The following is a 15499-nucleotide window of genomic DNA, read 5'->3' on the forward strand; positions in this document are numbered from 1 at the left end:
CGATGCTGAAACGTCTCGAGACACAAAGGGAGGCGCCCGCGCCAGCCGAAGCGGAAACGGGCTTCGACATCCATGGCTATGTCAATTTCGTCTGGCGTCAGTGGAAGCTGATTGCCGGGGTAACGGCGCTGTTCCTGCTCGTCGCCGCCGTCGAAACGGCGCGCACGACGCCGCTCTACACCGCCTCGGCGCAGCTGCTGCTCGATCCGCATAAGGAGAAGGCCGGCGGGCAGGACGCGATCATGACCGACGCCGCGCTCGATCTGCCGACGATCGAGAGCCAGATCGCCATCATCAAATCCAGTGCGCTGCTCCGCCGCGTCGTGGAGAAGGAGCGGCTCGTCGAGGATGCGGAGTTCGGCGCGCGGACCCGCGTCGGCGGCGGCGGTCTCCTCGACCGCCTGCGCGAGCTGCTCTCCCGCAATACGCCGCAGACACCCGCCAGAACGGTCGCCTCCGCGCTCGGCGGCTCTCCCGAGACGGTCGCCACCGTCGAGAACGTCAAGCAGGCGGTGGCCGTGGCGCGCGCCGGCCAGGCCTATGTGATCAACGTCTCCTTCACCTCCGCGGACAAGGAGAAGGCCGCAAATCTCGCCAATGCGATCGCGGACGCCTATGTGGTCGACAAGCTGGACGCGCGTTTCGAGGCGGCGCGGCGCGCCTCCGCCTGGCTGTCCGATCGCCTCGTCGAGCTGCGTCAGCAGCTGCGCGAATCCGAGGAGGCGGTGGCGCGCTTTCGCGCCGAGAATAATCTCAGCGGCTCCACGCCCGGCGCGACGCTCAATCAGGATCAGCTCGCCCAGCTCAACGGTCGTCTCGTGCAGGCGCGGGCGGAGACTGCCGAGAAGAAGGCGCGGCTCGACATGCTGCAAAAGCTCGACGCGCGCGGCGGCGGCATAGCGCAGCTGCCGGACGTCTCCAGCGGCGCCAGCGCGGAGCTGCGCCGACAGGCGAGCGATCTCTCGCGCCAGGAGGCGGAGCTGCTCGCGCGCTACAATCCGAGCCATCCCTCCGTCGTCAATCTGCGCGCGCAGATCGCCGACGTCCATCGCGCCATCGCCGCCGAGTCGCAGCGCCTCGCCGCCAATATTCGCAATGAGCACGAGCTGGCCAAGGCGCGGCAGGAGGCGATCGAGAAGACGCTGCGGGAAGTGACCGGCGCCAATGATCTCGACAATACGAAAGCCATAACGCTGCGCGAGCTGGAGCGCACCGCCGCCGTCAACAAGAGCCTGTTCGAGGATTTTCTGCAGCGCGAGCGCGTGACGCAGGAGCAATCGACCTTCGAGGCGCGCGACGCCCGCATCATCACGCCGGCTCTGGCGCCGGTCACGCCGACCTCGCCCAAGCCGCTTCAATCCATGCTCGTCGCTCTCGTCCTCGGCCTGATGGCGGGCACGCTCGGCGCCTATGCGCTGGAGATGTTCAACGCCGGCTTCGCGACGCCGCGCGAGATCGAGGATTTTCTCGCTCTGCCGCTGCTCGCCTCCATCTCGCGCATGGATCAGCGCGAGCTGTCGGTGAACGGCTCCGTCGTCTCCATTCCCGAATATCCGCTCGCCAAGCCGCTGTCGCGTCTCAGCGAGGCGCTGCGCTCGCTGCGCAGCGCCATACAGATGAGCGATGTCGACAATCCGCCCAAGGTTTTGCAATTCACCTCGACCATCCCTGGCGAGGGCAAATCCACGCTCGCCATAGCGCTCGCCGGCTCGGCGGCGCAATCGGGACAAAAAGTGCTCGTCATCGACGGCGATCTGCGCCGTCCCTCGGCGTCACGCTATTTCGGCGCCGATAAGAAGCTCGGCCTCGTCGATTGTCTCATCGGCGCGGCGGAACTGCATTCGGCGCTCGTCTACAATGAAACATTGAAGCTCTGGTTTCTCCCGGCCGGCGGCAAGACGCAGAACCCGCCCGATCTGCTCTTGTCCGAGCGGCTGCGGACGCTGGTCGCGAGCCTGCGCGAGCAATTCGATCTCATCGTCATAGACACCCCGCCCATAGGGCCGGTCGTCGATCCGCTCATCATCTCCAATCTCGTCGACAAGGTGATCTTCATCGTGCGCTGGTCATCGACGGCGCGCGAGATGGTGGCGCATTCGATCGAGCGTCTGTCCGGTCATAAGAAGGTCGCCGGAGTGGTGTTCAATCAAGTGATCGACTCCAAGGCGCAGAAATACGGCAAGCACGCCTATTCCTATTATTACGGCGGCCGCTACTACAAGAAATACTACGCCGAATGAGCCGCATCGTGACCGCCGTCGTCATCATCGCGATCTGTGTAGCCGCCATGGCGGGGGCCGCGCGGCTGCTTTCCTTCGGCCTCGCTGATCTTTCCGCCGAGGCGAAGACCGCGCGAAAGACTCTCGCGCCTTTCCTCGGCGATCCATTGGTCGGAACATTGGCGCAGGCGCGGCTGCTCGAGCTCGACGCCGGCGCGAGCGATGAGGAGCGGCGCGAGCGATCGCGCAATCTGCTGACGCGCGCCCCACTCTCCGGCGGCGCCTGGCTCGCTTTCGCGCAGGCCGGATTAGAGACCGAGGAGCCGATGGCGAAGGTCGAGCGCGCGCTTCTCATGTCGGCGCTCGTCGGTCGCAATGAAGGCTGGCTGATGGCGCGGCGCGCCGGTTTCGCCGTTCCGCTCTGGCCGCAGCTCTCCGCCGCCGCGCGCCGCAGCATCGTCGATGATCTGCTCGGCGGATGGGAGGGCGCGGCCGGCGCCGATCGCGAGGCGCTCGTCTCCATCGTCTATCTCTCGCCGGAGCAGACAAAGACCGAGATACGCGAGGCGCTGCTGCGCGCCGGCGCCGCGGGCGAGACGATCAGCGCCGAGATCGGCCTCGCGCCCACGCCGAGGGAGAGATGAGCCCTATGGACGAGCGCGCCTCGGCCTCGATGCGCGACGACGCGCGCAGGCCGATCACGATCATAGAAGCGCGACCAGGCTGGCGCCTCTATGATTTTCGCGAGGCCTTCGCCTATCGCGAGCTGCTCTATGTGCTGGCCGCGCGCGATCTCAAATTGCGCTACAAGCAGACCGCGCTCGGCGCCGCCTGGGCGCTGCTGCAGCCGCTGACGATGATGATCGTGCTCTCCATCGTCTTCGGACGTCTCGCCGGCCTACCGTCCGATGGCGCGCCCTACCCCGTCTTCGCGCTGGCGGGCCTATTGCCCTGGACCTTCTTCGCCAATGTCGCGCCGACGGCGGGCGCTTCGCTCGTCGCCTCGTCCAACATCGTCACCAAGGTCTATTTCCCGCGCCTGTTGATCCCGCTGTCGACGGCTGGCGCGCCGCTCGTCGATCTCGCGATCTCCGCTCTGCTGCTCTTCGCCGTCATGGCGTGGAACGGCGTCGGCCTGCGCTGGAGCCAGCTCGCAGCGCCTTTCTTCGTGCTCGGCGTCGTCATCACGGCGCTCGGCGTCGGCGTGCTGCTGTCGGCGCTCACTGTCGCCTATCGCGACTTTCGCCATGTCGTGCCCTTTCTCATCCAATTCTGGATGTTCGCCTCGCCGGTCGCCTATCCGGTCTCCCTCGTTCCCACAGAATGGCGCTGGCTCTATTTCCTCAATCCCATGGCCGGCATGATCGACGGCTTCCGCCACGCGCTCATCGGATCGCCGCCGGATATCAGCGGCGTCGTCATCTCCGGCGCCTCGGCGCTCGCGATCTTCTGCCTCGGCGTCGCCTATTTCGCGCGCGTCGAGCGCGGCTTCGCGGATATCGTATGATGCGTAGAGGCGGAATCGCCATCCGCGCCGAAGGCGTGTCGAAGCTCTATCGCATCGGCGCGCCGGCGCGCGCCTATCGCACGCTGCGCGAGGCGCTAGTGGACGCCGCCGCGGCGCCTTTCGAGCGGCTGCGCGGCCGCGCGCGCGCGGCGGAGGCGGACACGCGTTTCTGGGCGCTGCGCGACGTCTCCTTCGAAATCGCCGAGGGCGAAATCGTCGGCGTCGTCGGCCGCAACGGCGCCGGCAAATCCACTTTGCTAAAGATCCTCTCGCGCATCACCGATCCGACGGAAGGCCGCGCGACGCTCGAGGGCCGCGTCGCCAGCCTGCTGGAGGTGGGCACGGGATTTCACCCCGAGCTCACCGGCCGCGAAAACATTTTTCTCAACGGCGCCATTCTCGGAATGCGCCGCGCCGACATTGCGAAGCGCTTCGACGCCATCGTCGATTTCGCCGAGATCGAGCGCTTCATCGACACGCCGGTGAAGCATTATTCGAGCGGAATGTATGTGCGCCTCGCCTTCGCCGTGGCCGCCCATCTCGAGCCGGACATTCTCGTCGTCGACGAGGTGCTCGCCGTCGGCGATGCGCGCTTTCAGCAAAAATGCCTCGGCAAGATCGACGAGGTCTCGCGCAAAGGCGGGCGCACGGTTCTGCTCGTCAGCCATAATCTCGCGGCGGTGAAGAGTCTCGCGACGAGCGGCCTCGTCTTCGATCGCGGACGGCTCGTGCTGCAAGGCAGTGTGGACGAGGCCATCGCCGCCTATGGAAGGCTGCAGCAGGACGGCGGCGCCGACGAGGCCGAGCATGATTGGGGCGCCGGCGCGCATACGCGCATACGCTCGGTCGAGATGATCGGCGACGACGGCCCGACGCGCGTCTATCTGCCGGGGACGCCGCTGCGGCTGCGCATTATTCTCGACACGGATGGAACGCCGGGCCTCTCCGTCGATGTGTTTCTCGCCAATGCGCAGCGCGCGCGCATCGCGCTCTGGTCATTGAGCCATTTCGACGCCATGTCGCTGCCCGCCGAGCCCGGCTGCTATGAGCTGACGATAGAGGCGGCGCCGATCCATCTCGCCTCGGGACAATATTGCATCGATGTCGCCACCGCGGTGACGATGGTGAATTGGGATCATCAGGTCTATGAGGCGCTCGCCTTCGAGACGCCGTTCTCCAACGTCGGCGGCGGCAGCTGGGACTTCAAGCAATCCTTCGGCTTCGGCTTCGTCGCCCTGCCCTCGACGACGCCGCCCAAGCTCGCACGGCTCGACGAGAGACGCGCATGAATCTCCTCTATTGCGGCTGCGCGCCGGTCGAGCGCTCCTGTCACGGCTCGCTGTTTCTGTATCGGCTCTTGGAGTCGTGGCCCGCCGAAAATCTGCGGATCGTCGAGGGCTATCTCGGCCCCTCGGACCCTGCCCGCCGCCTGCCGGGCGTGCGCTATGCGGGATTGACGCGCAAGCCGCCGCGCCTGCAATTCACGCGCTTTGCGTCCTATTTCGAGGCGGCGGTCGAGCGCTTCGCCGCCTATGACGCGCCGCGCGTGCAGCGGCGCGTCGGCGATTGGCGCGTGGACGCCATCGTCACAGTGGGGCAGCATCATTCCTGGCGCGCGGCGGCGGCCTTCGCGGCGCGGCGCGGCCTGCCGCTGCATCTCATCATGCATGACGATTGGCGGCGCACCGCTCTGCGCAGCCCGGCGCATGAACGCGCGCGCGATCGCTATTTCGGCGCCGTCTATCGCAGCGCGGCGTCGCGGCTCTGCATCTCTGCGCGAATGGCGGAGGAATACGCCGCTCGCTATGGCGCGCCGGGCGATGTGCTGCCGCCATTCCGTGCGCGCGAGGCGACGGCGATGGCGCCACAAGCGCGGCCGGATCGTCCCTTCACGCTCGCTTTCGCGGGCAGCGTCCATTGGCCGGGCCTCGCGGCGGCGCTGCGCGACGCAGCAGCGGCCATGGCCGCCATCGGCGGGCGCCTGCTGATCTTCGGCCCGCTTACCGCGGCGGCGGCTCGATCCATCGGCCTTTGCCACGCCTCGACGATCATCGGCGGCATGGTCGCGGGGCAAGATTTTCTCGCCGAGCTGACGGCGCGCGCCGACGCTCTGTTTCTTCCCTTCTCTTTTTTCGAGGATGAGCGGCCCGCTATGCGCCTCTCCTTTCCGAGCAAGCTCGTCGATTACACGCTCACGCGCCTGCCCATTGTTCTCTACGGCCCGCCCGATTGCACGGCGGCGGAATGGTCGCGCGCCAATGACGACGCGCTGATGCATGTCGAGACGCCCAACGTGGCGGCGCTCGCCGCGGCGCTCGCCGCATTGGCGCACGATCCGCTGCTGCGCCAACGCCTCGGCGCGACGGCCGGCGCGGCCGGCGACCGCGATTTCTCTTATCGAGACGCGCAGGCAAAATTCGCGGCGGCGCTCGGGCTCGAGGACGCCCGATGCTAGAGGATCGCGAGACCGCGCCGCGCATAAGCGCAATCGTGCCGACCTATGGCCGCGCGCAATCGCTGCGACGGCTTCTCGAATCCCTCGCGACGCAGACGCTCGGCGTTTTTGAGATTGTCATCGCCGATGGCGGCGGAGACGCGGAGACGCGCGCGGTCGCCGAAGACCCGCTCTGGCGCGCGCGAGGCCTCGCAATCCGCTTCCTCGCCGTCTCGCCGCCCAATGCGGTGCGGCAGCGCCGCGCCGCGATCGACGCGTCGCGGGGAGCGTTGTTGCTGCTGCTCGACGACGATGTCGCGCTCGAGAAAGATTGCGTCGCGGAGCTCGCCCACGCGCTCGCGTCGCGGGCCGACAGCGTCGGCGTGATGGCGAATATGAGCAATGACGGCTGGCCGCCGCCGACCCGCGTTTGGCGTTTCGTGCTGCGCCGCCTGCTCGGCTTTGGCGAGGGCGAATGGCAAGGGCGCGTCATCGGCCCGCTGCTGCGCTACGGCTTCTCGCCGGCGCCGGCGGACATCGCCGAGAGCGAATGGATCGGTGGCGCAACAGCGATGATCCGCCGCTCGGCCTATGTCGCTACCGGCGGATTCTCGGATTTCTTCCTGCATCGCTGCACGATGAGCGAGGATGTCGATCTCTCCTTGAAGCTGCGCCGCTTCGGCGCGCTCTATTTCGCGCCGCGCGCGCGCATCGCGCATTTTCATGCGGCGGGCGGGCGCGTCTCGGCGCGGATCGCCGCCGAGGACGACATATTCAATCGCTATATGATCCTTCGCCGCACGCTCGGGCGCTCGCGCGCGCATGCGCTCTCGCTCATCGTCGCCTACGCAATTCTCGAATCTTTCGGCTCGACGCTGCGGCTGCTCGGCGCCGCAGGGCCGCTCTCGCGCGAGATTTTGCGCGGGCGCGCGAAAGGCCTCGCCCGCATCGTCGCCGGATGGGCGGAACGATGAGCGAGCCGCCACAGATCACCGCGACAGTGGCCGCCTTCGCGCGCATCGCGCAGACATTGGACACGCTGCGGCGCCTCGAGGCCTGCCGTCCGCCGCCGGCCGAGATCATCGTTCACGTCGACGCTGCGCGGCATGATTGCGCCGATGCGGTGCGCGCAGCTTTTCCAGCGGCGCGCGTCATCGTCAGCGAGACGAGCGTCGGACCGGGCGGCGGACGCAACCGGATGACAGCGGCCGCGCGCCACGAGCTCGTCGCCGCTTTCGACGATGATTCCTATCCGATGGACGCGGACTTCTTCGCCCGCGCCGGCGAGATTTTCGCGCGTTTCCCCGATCTCTCTCTGGCGACGTCGCAGATCGTCCATCCCGGCGAAGCGCCGGCGCCGGATCGGCGGGCGCTGCGCGAGACCAGCGGCTTCAATGGCGGCGGCGTTGTGTTTCGGCACAGCCATCTCCTCGAGGCGGGCGGCTATCTGCCATTGCCGCTCGCCTATGGCGTCGAGGAGGAGGATATGGCGCTACGCCTCATCGAGCGCGGGCGCCGGCTCGTCTTCACGCCCTATCTGCGCGTGTTCCACAATTCCGATCTCGCGCATCACGCCGAGCCGCGCATCAATGCGGCGAGCATCGCCAATATCGCGCTGCTCGCCTTTCTGCGCTATCCGCCGCGCTTCTATCCGCTGGCGGCGCTGCAGATCGCCAATCGCGTCGTCTTCTGCCTGCAGATGGGACGCAGGCGCGGCGTCGTCGCCGGGCTGGCGATGATCCCGCATCATCTTTGGCGGATGCGCGCGCACAGGCGCCTCGTGTCGAAGGCTGCGGTCGCCGCCAAGCTCGCCTTGCGCAAAGGAGGCTGGAGCGATTTCTGACGCGCATGACCCCATGGATTGGATCGTCTGCCAGATCGGCGCGCGCGAGCATTACGCCCTGCCCGCCGCGCTGCACGAACGCGGCCTGCTGCGCGCGCTCGTCACCGATATCTGGCTGCCGCCCGATCGCCCATGGAGCCGCGCGCTGCGCGCCGTCAGCCCGCGTCTCGCCGCCCGCTATTCGGCGCGGCTCGAAAGCGCGTGCGTCTTCGCCGACACGCTCCCCTCCATCGCCTCGCGGAGCGCCGCGCGGCTGGCGCCGGGCGCGAACTGGTCCGGCCTGCACGCCGATAATCTGCGTTTCGATCGTTTCGCCGCGGCCCGGCTGCAAAGGATGCGCGCGCCAGCGGGCGGCGTCGCGCTCTGCTACAGCTACGCCGCCGCGCAGAGCTTGCGCGCAGCGCGGAGCCGCGGCTTCGCCACCATATTGAACCAGATCGACGGCGGCCCGCAGGAGGCGGCGCTGATCTCCGCGCTGGCGCAAAGTTATGGCGCGCGAGCGGACGCGCCGCCCGAGGCCTATTGGCGCCGCTGGCGCGAGGAATGCGAGACAGCGGATATGATCCTCGTCAATTCCGTCTGGGCGCGGGACTGTCTCATCGCCGAAGGCGTCCCGCGCGGGAAGCTCGCCATTGCGCCGCTGATGTATCGCCCGGAGCGCCCGAGCGCGGCGCTGCATTACCCGGAGCGTTTCGACGCGGATCATCCGCTCACAGTGCTTTTTCTGGGGGCCTTCTCGCTGCGCAAGGGCGCGCGGACGTTGCTGGAGGCGGCCGCCATGCTGCGCGGCGAGCCGATCCGATTTCTCGTCGTCGGACGCGACGAGCTGGGCGCCGCCGCGCAAAAGGATTATGCCGATATTCGCTTCCTCGGCGAGGTTCCGCGCGACGAAACCTCCGACTTCTATCGAAAGGCGCATGTGTTCGTCCTGCCGACGCATTCCGACGGCTTCGCGCTCACCCAGCTCGAGGCGCAGGCGCATGGGCTGCCGGCGATCGTCTCGCGGCGCTGCGGCGACGTCGTGCTCGACGGCGCGAGCGGCCTGCTGCTGCCGGATCAGAGCGCCGCATCTCTGCGCGACGCGCTGCTCTGGGCGCTGCGCCATCCCCAGCGCCTCGCCGCAATGTCGGCGCGCGCGATCTCCCGCGCCGCCGATTTTAGGCCCGAGGCGGTGATCGGGCAGCTGCGCGAGATCGGGCGTGAAGCGCTGCGCCGGCGCGACGCGGCCGCGGGAGCCTAGCGGGCATGCGCCCGCTTCCCGGCGACGCCGGCGTCGCGCTCGCCGGCTCGGCCATCATCGGCGCCGGCGCCGTCCTCGCCGTCGCGCTGACGCCGATCGACTACGCGCCGCAGGGCGCCATGTTCCTGCCGGCGGCGGCATTGGCGGCGAGCCTGCTCGCAATCCCGCTGATGCGCGGTCTGGCCGAGGGGCTGCACGGCTTGTTGCATGCCGAGAATCTTCTCCTCGTCGCAATCATCTATTGGATCCTGCTCGATCTGCTGCAGGGCGCCTATCCGCTGGACGAGCTCGGCCGCGACGATGTGATCGCCGCGCTGGAGACGATCGCCGTCTTCGCCCTCTTCATCCCGCTCGGGCGGCTCATTCCGACGATCGGAGCGCCGAGGCCGATCGCGCGCGCCGCGCGGGCCGATCTGCCGGCGCAAAACGCCTTCATCGCCGTCTGCCTCTGCTTTGCTCTGTGCATCTCCTCCTATGGCATTCCGGCGAGATTTGATCCGGCGCGGATGATCGATGGGCTGTTTCAGCCGCGCTTCAGCGCGCCCTGGTCGCGCGGAGATCTCGGCGGCTGGGACGCCTTCATCGATCATCTCGCCTATTTCGGCTATGTGCTGCCCGCTGCCACAGTGCTGGTGGCGACGCGCGCCAAGGCGCGCTGGGCCGATCCGCGCGTCTGGATTTCCGTTCTGCTCACCGCCATCGTCTGCGCCTTCATCGCGCAGAGCGGCGGCCGCCGGATCATCGGCATGATGCTCGGCTCCGGCCTTCTGCTGTGGATGATATTGAAGGAGCGCTTCTCCATCGTGCGGGCCGCGGTCGTCGCCGGCGGCGCGGTCGGCGTGCTGAGCCTGCTGCAATTCATCCTGCTCATCCGCAATGTCGGGCTCGAAGGCTTTTTGAGCGGCGACGTCGGCCTCGAGGATTTCGAGTTCGCCGGCCAGTTTCATGTCGACGATAATTTCCTGCGGCTCGCCCAGATCATTCATTATTTCCCCGATGTCGTCGAATATGTCGGCTGGAAGCAGATTTATTACGTGCTGGTGCGTCCCATTCCGCGCGCGCTCTGGCCGGACAAGCCGATCGACGCCGGCTTCAGCCTGCCGGGGCTGGTCGGCAAATCCGACGTCTCTCTGTCCAGCTCGATCATCGGCGAGCTCTACGCCTCCTATGGGCTCGCCGCCGTCATCCTCGGCGCGCTGCTGCTCGGCTGGGCGGCGGCCTCCTGGACGGCGCTGCTGCGCGAGCGCAACGAGAACGCCCGCGTTCTCTACTGCCTCGGCCTGATGGTGTTCTTCGTCGGCATGCGCTCGATGCAGGAGATCATTCTGATGACCTACGCCGTGCTCGCATGGACGGTCGTCAGCCTCGTCACCTCCAAGAAATCCAGCGGCCAATCCGGCGCAACGACGCCGCCCGCCCGAGACGATAGCGAGCAGAAGTGCGAACCATCGTCATCGTGACCAACATGCCCTCGCCCTATCAGGCGCGCCTGTTCGATCTCCTCTCCGCGGAGGGGCGGATCGCGCTGCGTGTGATTTATGAGCGCATGCGCGCGCCCGATCGCGAATGGCGCGCGCCGACGCTGGCGCATGAGCACGCCTGCTGCGGCGAGGCGCCTTTCGAACGGCTCGCGCAATGGATGCGCGACAGCGATCTCTGCGTGTTCGTCGGCTATCGCCATCCAGTCGTGCGGCGGCTGCTGAAGCTGCGCTTCGCCTCCGGCCATCCTTTCGCATTTTGGGGCGAGCGCTTCGGCTATCAGGCGCCGCCAGTCTTGGGCGCGCTCTATCGGCGCTGGGCCATGCGCGCCTTTCATGCGAGCGCCGCCGAAATGTGGGGCATGGGCGAGATGGCCGTCGCCTCCTATCGGCGCGAGTTCGGCCCGCGCCGACGCTATCGAAACCTCCCCTATACGTCCGATCTCTCGGGCTTTCTGGCGATCGAGCGCGGCGACGCCGAGCCGCGCGCGCCACGCCTCCTGTTCTCCGGCGCGCTGATCGCGCGCAAAGGCGTCGATCTCCTTATCGCCGCTCTCGAGCGAATGCTCGCCGATGGCGTCGCGCTCGAAGCGGCTTTCGTCGGCGACGGACCGCTGCGCGCGGATGTGGAGCGGCTGGCGTTGCGCTTTCCAGATCGCATCGAGCGCGTCGGCTTCGCTCAAATGGAAGCGTTGCCGCAGATCTACGCCCGCGCCGATGTGCTGGTCGCGCCGTCGCGTCACGACGGCTGGGGGCTCGTCGTCATCGAGGGCATGGCCGCCGGCATGCCCGTTCTGGCGAGCGATCGGACCGGCGCCGCGGTCGAACGCGTCACCGCGAAAAACGGATGGTTGATCCCCGCGGGCGACGCCGCGGCGCTCGAGCGGGCGCTGCGCGAGATCGCGCGCACGCCGATCGCGCGGCTGCGCGCCATGGGCGCGAATGGCCGCGCGCAGAGCCGCGACTATCGCGTCGAGGCAGGCTGCGAGCGGCTGCTCGAGGCGATGCTCGGCTGCCTCGCCGAGGCACGCTGACGGAGGCACGAGACTGCGCATCCTCCATGTCACGCCCACCTATCTGCCGGCGGTCCGCTATGGCGGCACGATCCACGCTGTGCATGGGCTCGCCAAGGCGCAAGCGGCGCTCGGCCATGCGGTCGAGGTCTATACGACCAATGTCGATGGTCCCGGCGTCACGCCGACGCCGCTCGGCGCGCGCGTCGATCTCGACGGCGTCGGCGTCACCTATTTCGCCACCGGCCTCGGACGACGTATCTACCGATCCCCCGCCATGGGCGTGGCGCTGCGACGCCATGCGGCGGATTTCGATATTCTGCATCTCCATTCCGTCTATCTGTGGCCGCCATTGGCGGCGGCGCGCATAGCGAGGCGCCACGGCGCGCCCTATGTGCTCTCGCCGCATGGAATGCTGGTCGCCTCGCTGGTGCGGGCCAAGAGCGCGCTCATCAAATCCGCCTGGATCGCACTGTTCGAGCGCCGCACCATTCGCGAGGCGGCGGCGCTCCATCTCGCCTCGTGGCGTGAGGCCGACGATCTGCGCGCCTTCCGCTTCGATCTGCCGCCTCTGGCCGTCATCGGCCACGGCGTCGACGCCGCAGACCTGCGAGCAGAGCAGAATATCACCGGCGATGTCGCCGCGGCCATCGCCGGCGGCCCTTTCGTCCTCGCCTTCGGACGCATCGACTGGAAGAAAAATCTCGCGGCGCTGATCGAGGCCGTCGCTCTGACGCCCGATCTGCGCTGCGTCATCGCCGGCAATGACGAGCATGGTCGCGCGGCGGAGCTGGCGCGTCTTTGCGCGCGGCTCGGCGTTAGCGCGCGCGTGACGATCATCGCGCGGCAGATCGGCGAGCCGGACCGATCGGCGCTCTATCGCGCCTGCGCCTGTCTCGCGCTCGTCTCGCTCAATGAGAATTTCGGCAATGTCGCTCTCGAGGCGATGTCGCATGGCCGGCCGGTCGTCGTTTCCCACACGGCCGGCGTCGCGGAGGCGGTCGCGGCCGAGCGCGCGGGCGTCGTCGTCACGCCGGAGGCCGGCTCTATCGCGCGCGGCCTCGCGATCATCGCATCGGACGTTCGCGCCGCCGCGGAAATGGGGGGGCGCGGACGCGCTGCTGTCGAGCGGCGATGGAACTGGACCGCCGTCGCCGCGGAAATGGTCGCGCACTACGAAGATGTGCTACAGCAATCTTCCATGCGAGGCGTCCCGTAATATGACCCGCCCTTCCCTGCTGGATCGGATCACCCCGGTTCTCCTCACCTATGACGAGGAGCCGAACATCGCCCGCACTTTGTCGCGGCTGCGCTGGGCGAGGTCCATTGTCGTCGTCGACAGCGGCAGCGCCGATCGAACGCTGGCGATCCTGCGCGCCGATGCGCGCGTGCGCGTCTTCTCGCGGCCTTTCGACACGCATGCGAGCCAATGGCGCTTCGCCGTGACAGAGACCGGCGTCGCCACCGAATGGATATTGCGTCTGGACGCCGATTATCGCCTCGGCGACGCGCTCATAGAGGAATTGCGCGCGCTGCGGCCGGGTCCGGATGTCGCGGCCTATGAGATCGGCTTCGATTATGAGATTTTCGGCCGACCGCTGAGCGGTTCGCTCTATCCGCCAAAAGCCGTGCTGCTGCGCCAGGGGCGCTTCTCCGTCCATGATCGCGGCCATGCCGAGGGCTGGCGCGTCGATGGTCCGGTCGAGACGCTCGCGGGCAAGATCACCCATGACGATCGCAAATCCACGGCGCGCTTCGTCGCCTCGCAAATCCGCTATATGTCGCGCGAGGTGGAGCGGCTCGACGCGGACGAGCCGCCCTCGCTGATCCGCCGTCTGCGCAGCCTTCCGCCGCTGGCGCCGATCGTCGTCTTCCTCTACGCCTATTTCGCCAAGGGCCTGTTTCTCGACGGCCGCGCCGGCCTCTATTACGCGCTGCAGCGGCTCGTCGCGGAGTCGATCCTCGCATTGATGGCGTTGGAGAAGCGGCTGACTTCTACGACGAAGATCGCGCCAACGCCGCAGAAGGCCGAGCGAGAGGAAGTCCGGTAGCGCCGCCTCAGATCGATCGCCCCGGCGCCAGCGTCGGCGATTTCGCTCGGCCCTGCGGCCGCAGGCCGACCGTCTCCGCCCTTCCGCGCGCGCCTTCGAACTCGCGGCGATACCAGCCGGTGGCGTGATCGACCGCGGCCCGATTCAGTCTTTCCCCGGTGAAGGCGATGGCGAGCGTGCCGAAGACGATGGCCAGATCGAGCCGCCACGAGGCGTGGCGAATATACCAGACATCGAGCGCGTTCTTCTCCTCGGGCGTGACCAGCGTTCCGCCCTTGATCTGCGCCCATCCGGTGACGCCCGGCCGCACGCTGAGCCGCCGCCGCGGATCGGCCGGCTGATCCACCGGCAGCAGAGGGCGCGGGCCGATCAACGACATATGGCCGATGATCACATTGTAGAGCTGCGGAATCTCGTCCAGCCGGGCGGCGCGAATGGCGCGGCCGATCCTCGACAAGCGGCGCTCCTTGGGCACGCGGCGGCCATGGCGGTCGAAGGGCGGCCGAAAGGTGCGGAACTTATAGACGAAGAAGCGCTCGCCATTGCGTCCCACCCGCTGCTGCCAGAAAACGATGGGCGCGCCGACGTCGATGAGGATGGCGCAAGCCACGATCAGCGCCGTCGGCACGGCGAAGACGAGCAGCAGGCTCGTCGCCAGAAGATCGATCACGCGCTTGGAGCCGAAATAATCCGGCGTGTCGAAACGCCCGTCCGGCGGCCCTCCGAGCGGCGTCTCCGGCCGCGCCTGCCGCGGGGCGAGATTGAGCGCTTCCGCAATGGGGACGCAATCGCGGCCGCGCGCGTCGCATTGCGCGGCGACATCCTTCAGCAGCTCGGCCGGCAAGGCCTCCTTATCGTCGGCGAGCCACACTTCGTCGATCTCGACGCCATGCTCGGCATATTCGTCGAGCACCGCGCCAATGTCCTGCGGTAGAGCGACGATCGAGACGCCGCCGACCTTGCGCCCCACGAAGGAAGGCCGCGCGTCCAACGCGGCGACGATCTGCGTCGTCCGCGGCAGCTGATAGTCGATGAGCTTGATCGCCACAGAGGCGAAGCGATCGACGCCGATCAGGATCACGCGCCGCAACGCCACCGACGGATCGGCGATGTCGGTCTCGAGCTCCCTGCGCCAGACCTCCCGGTGATGCAGGCGCGTCATCCCCCGGATCGCGATGAGGCCGGCGGCGAGCACGAGGACATAGATCAGCGGCGTGGAGCGCGGCACGCCCTCGAGCCGCGTGAGCGTGAACAGAACGACGCTGCTCGAGGCGACCGCGCAGGCCGAGGCGACGCAGACATCGACAGCGTCGCGCAGCGAGAAAAACTGCCCCATGCGGTCGCTGAGGCGGAAACCCCACATGACCAGCAGCGTGCAGGCGATGGATAGGAAGGCGTAGCGATAAGGCGCGGGCAGGTCGCGTGCTAGATCGCCGGCCTCGAGCAGCTGAGGGTCGCGCAGGGCGAGGGCGATGAAAGGCGCAGCCGTCGCCCAGCCGATGTCGGCCAGCTGGAGACGAAAGGCAATTCGATCCCTAGATGCCGGCGACGCTACCCTCATATTGAAAATATTCCCAGCGCAAACAGTGATTTACCACTAAAAGCGGGATGCTCGATCTTGAGCATAGGCGAGATAATATGTCAACAATGGGGCTCGCTCGATTCCGCGCGCGCATAAAAGCGCGACGAAACGCGGCCCCTCGCGATTTCGTCG

The 15499-nt window shown here is 67.7% G+C and carries 13 protein-coding genes; 12 read left to right on the forward strand and 1 reads right to left on the reverse strand.

What is annotated here, in order from left to right; genetic code table 11:
- The first annotated feature begins 2 nt into the window (after positions 1–2).
- Genes A1351_RS11055 through A1351_RS11110 form a run of 12 tightly spaced genes read left to right on the forward strand, consistent with a single transcriptional unit; the run spans position 3 to position 13785 of the window.
- The gene (locus tag A1351_RS11055; RefSeq protein WP_024880080.1) at positions 3–2240 is read left to right on the forward strand and encodes a polysaccharide biosynthesis tyrosine autokinase; all 2238 of its coding nucleotides are present in this window, start codon (positions 3–5) and stop codon (positions 2238–2240) included.
- Positions 2237–2863 carry a hypothetical protein gene (locus tag A1351_RS11060; RefSeq protein ID WP_024880081.1) on the forward strand — a complete coding sequence of 209 codons (627 nt, stop codon included), beginning with the start codon at positions 2237–2239 and terminating at the stop codon, positions 2861–2863. Before A1351_RS11055 ends, A1351_RS11060 begins: the two co-directional genes overlap by 4 nt.
- Positions 2860–3726: an ABC transporter permease gene (locus A1351_RS11065; protein ID WP_036290925.1), complete on the forward strand. Its 867-nt coding sequence runs from the start codon at positions 2860–2862 to the stop codon at positions 3724–3726. Before A1351_RS11060 ends, A1351_RS11065 begins: the two co-directional genes overlap by 4 nt.
- Positions 3723–5015, forward strand: a complete 1293-nt coding sequence (locus tag A1351_RS11070; RefSeq protein WP_051465408.1) for a polysaccharide ABC transporter ATP-binding protein — start codon at positions 3723–3725, stop codon at positions 5013–5015. The genes A1351_RS11065 and A1351_RS11070 overlap by 4 nt, the downstream gene beginning before the upstream one ends.
- On the forward strand, positions 5012–6181 hold the full coding sequence (locus tag A1351_RS11075) for a glycosyltransferase (RefSeq protein ID WP_064032975.1): 1170 nt from the start codon (positions 5012–5014) through the stop codon (positions 6179–6181). Before A1351_RS11070 ends, A1351_RS11075 begins: the two co-directional genes overlap by 4 nt.
- Complete coding sequence (locus A1351_RS11080) at positions 6175–7134, forward strand: glycosyltransferase family 2 protein (RefSeq protein WP_024880085.1); 960 nt, start codon at positions 6175–6177, stop codon at positions 7132–7134. Before A1351_RS11075 ends, A1351_RS11080 begins: the two co-directional genes overlap by 7 nt.
- Positions 7131–8003, forward strand: coding sequence for a glycosyltransferase family 2 protein (locus tag A1351_RS11085; RefSeq protein WP_036309513.1), 873 nt, complete (start codon positions 7131–7133; stop codon positions 8001–8003). The genes A1351_RS11080 and A1351_RS11085 overlap by 4 nt, the downstream gene beginning before the upstream one ends.
- A 13-nt stretch (positions 8004–8016) precedes the next feature.
- Positions 8017–9243, forward strand: a complete 1227-nt coding sequence (locus A1351_RS11090; RefSeq protein WP_064032976.1) for a glycosyltransferase family 4 protein — start codon at positions 8017–8019, stop codon at positions 9241–9243.
- Positions 9244–9248: 5 nt separating this feature from the next.
- On the forward strand, positions 9249–10703 hold the full coding sequence (locus A1351_RS11095; protein WP_064032977.1) for an O-antigen polymerase: 1455 nt from the start codon (positions 9249–9251) through the stop codon (positions 10701–10703).
- Positions 10682–11755, forward strand: a complete 1074-nt coding sequence (locus A1351_RS11100) for a glycosyltransferase family 4 protein (RefSeq protein ID WP_064032978.1) — start codon at positions 10682–10684, stop codon at positions 11753–11755. The genes A1351_RS11095 and A1351_RS11100 overlap by 22 nt, the downstream gene beginning before the upstream one ends.
- A complete protein-coding gene (locus A1351_RS11105) occupies positions 11664–12953 on the forward strand; it encodes a glycosyltransferase (protein ID WP_064032979.1) in 1290 nt (429 codons plus the stop codon). The genes A1351_RS11100 and A1351_RS11105 overlap by 92 nt, the downstream gene beginning before the upstream one ends.
- 1 nt (position 12954) lies before the next feature.
- Positions 12955–13785, forward strand: a complete 831-nt coding sequence (locus A1351_RS11110) for a glycosyltransferase family 2 protein (RefSeq protein ID WP_198162346.1) — start codon at positions 12955–12957, stop codon at positions 13783–13785.
- 7 nt (positions 13786–13792) lie between these two features.
- Here A1351_RS11110 and A1351_RS11115 read toward each other — a convergent pair whose 3' ends face one another.
- Complete coding sequence (locus A1351_RS11115) at positions 13793–15346, reverse strand: sugar transferase (protein WP_064032980.1); 1554 nt, start codon at positions 15344–15346, stop codon at positions 13793–13795.
- Positions 15347–15499 lie beyond the last annotated feature (153 nt).

Origin of the sequence: Methylosinus sp. R-45379, from assembly GCF_001644125.1 — a bacterium.
Lineage (GTDB): Bacteria > Pseudomonadota > Alphaproteobacteria > Rhizobiales > Beijerinckiaceae > Methylosinus.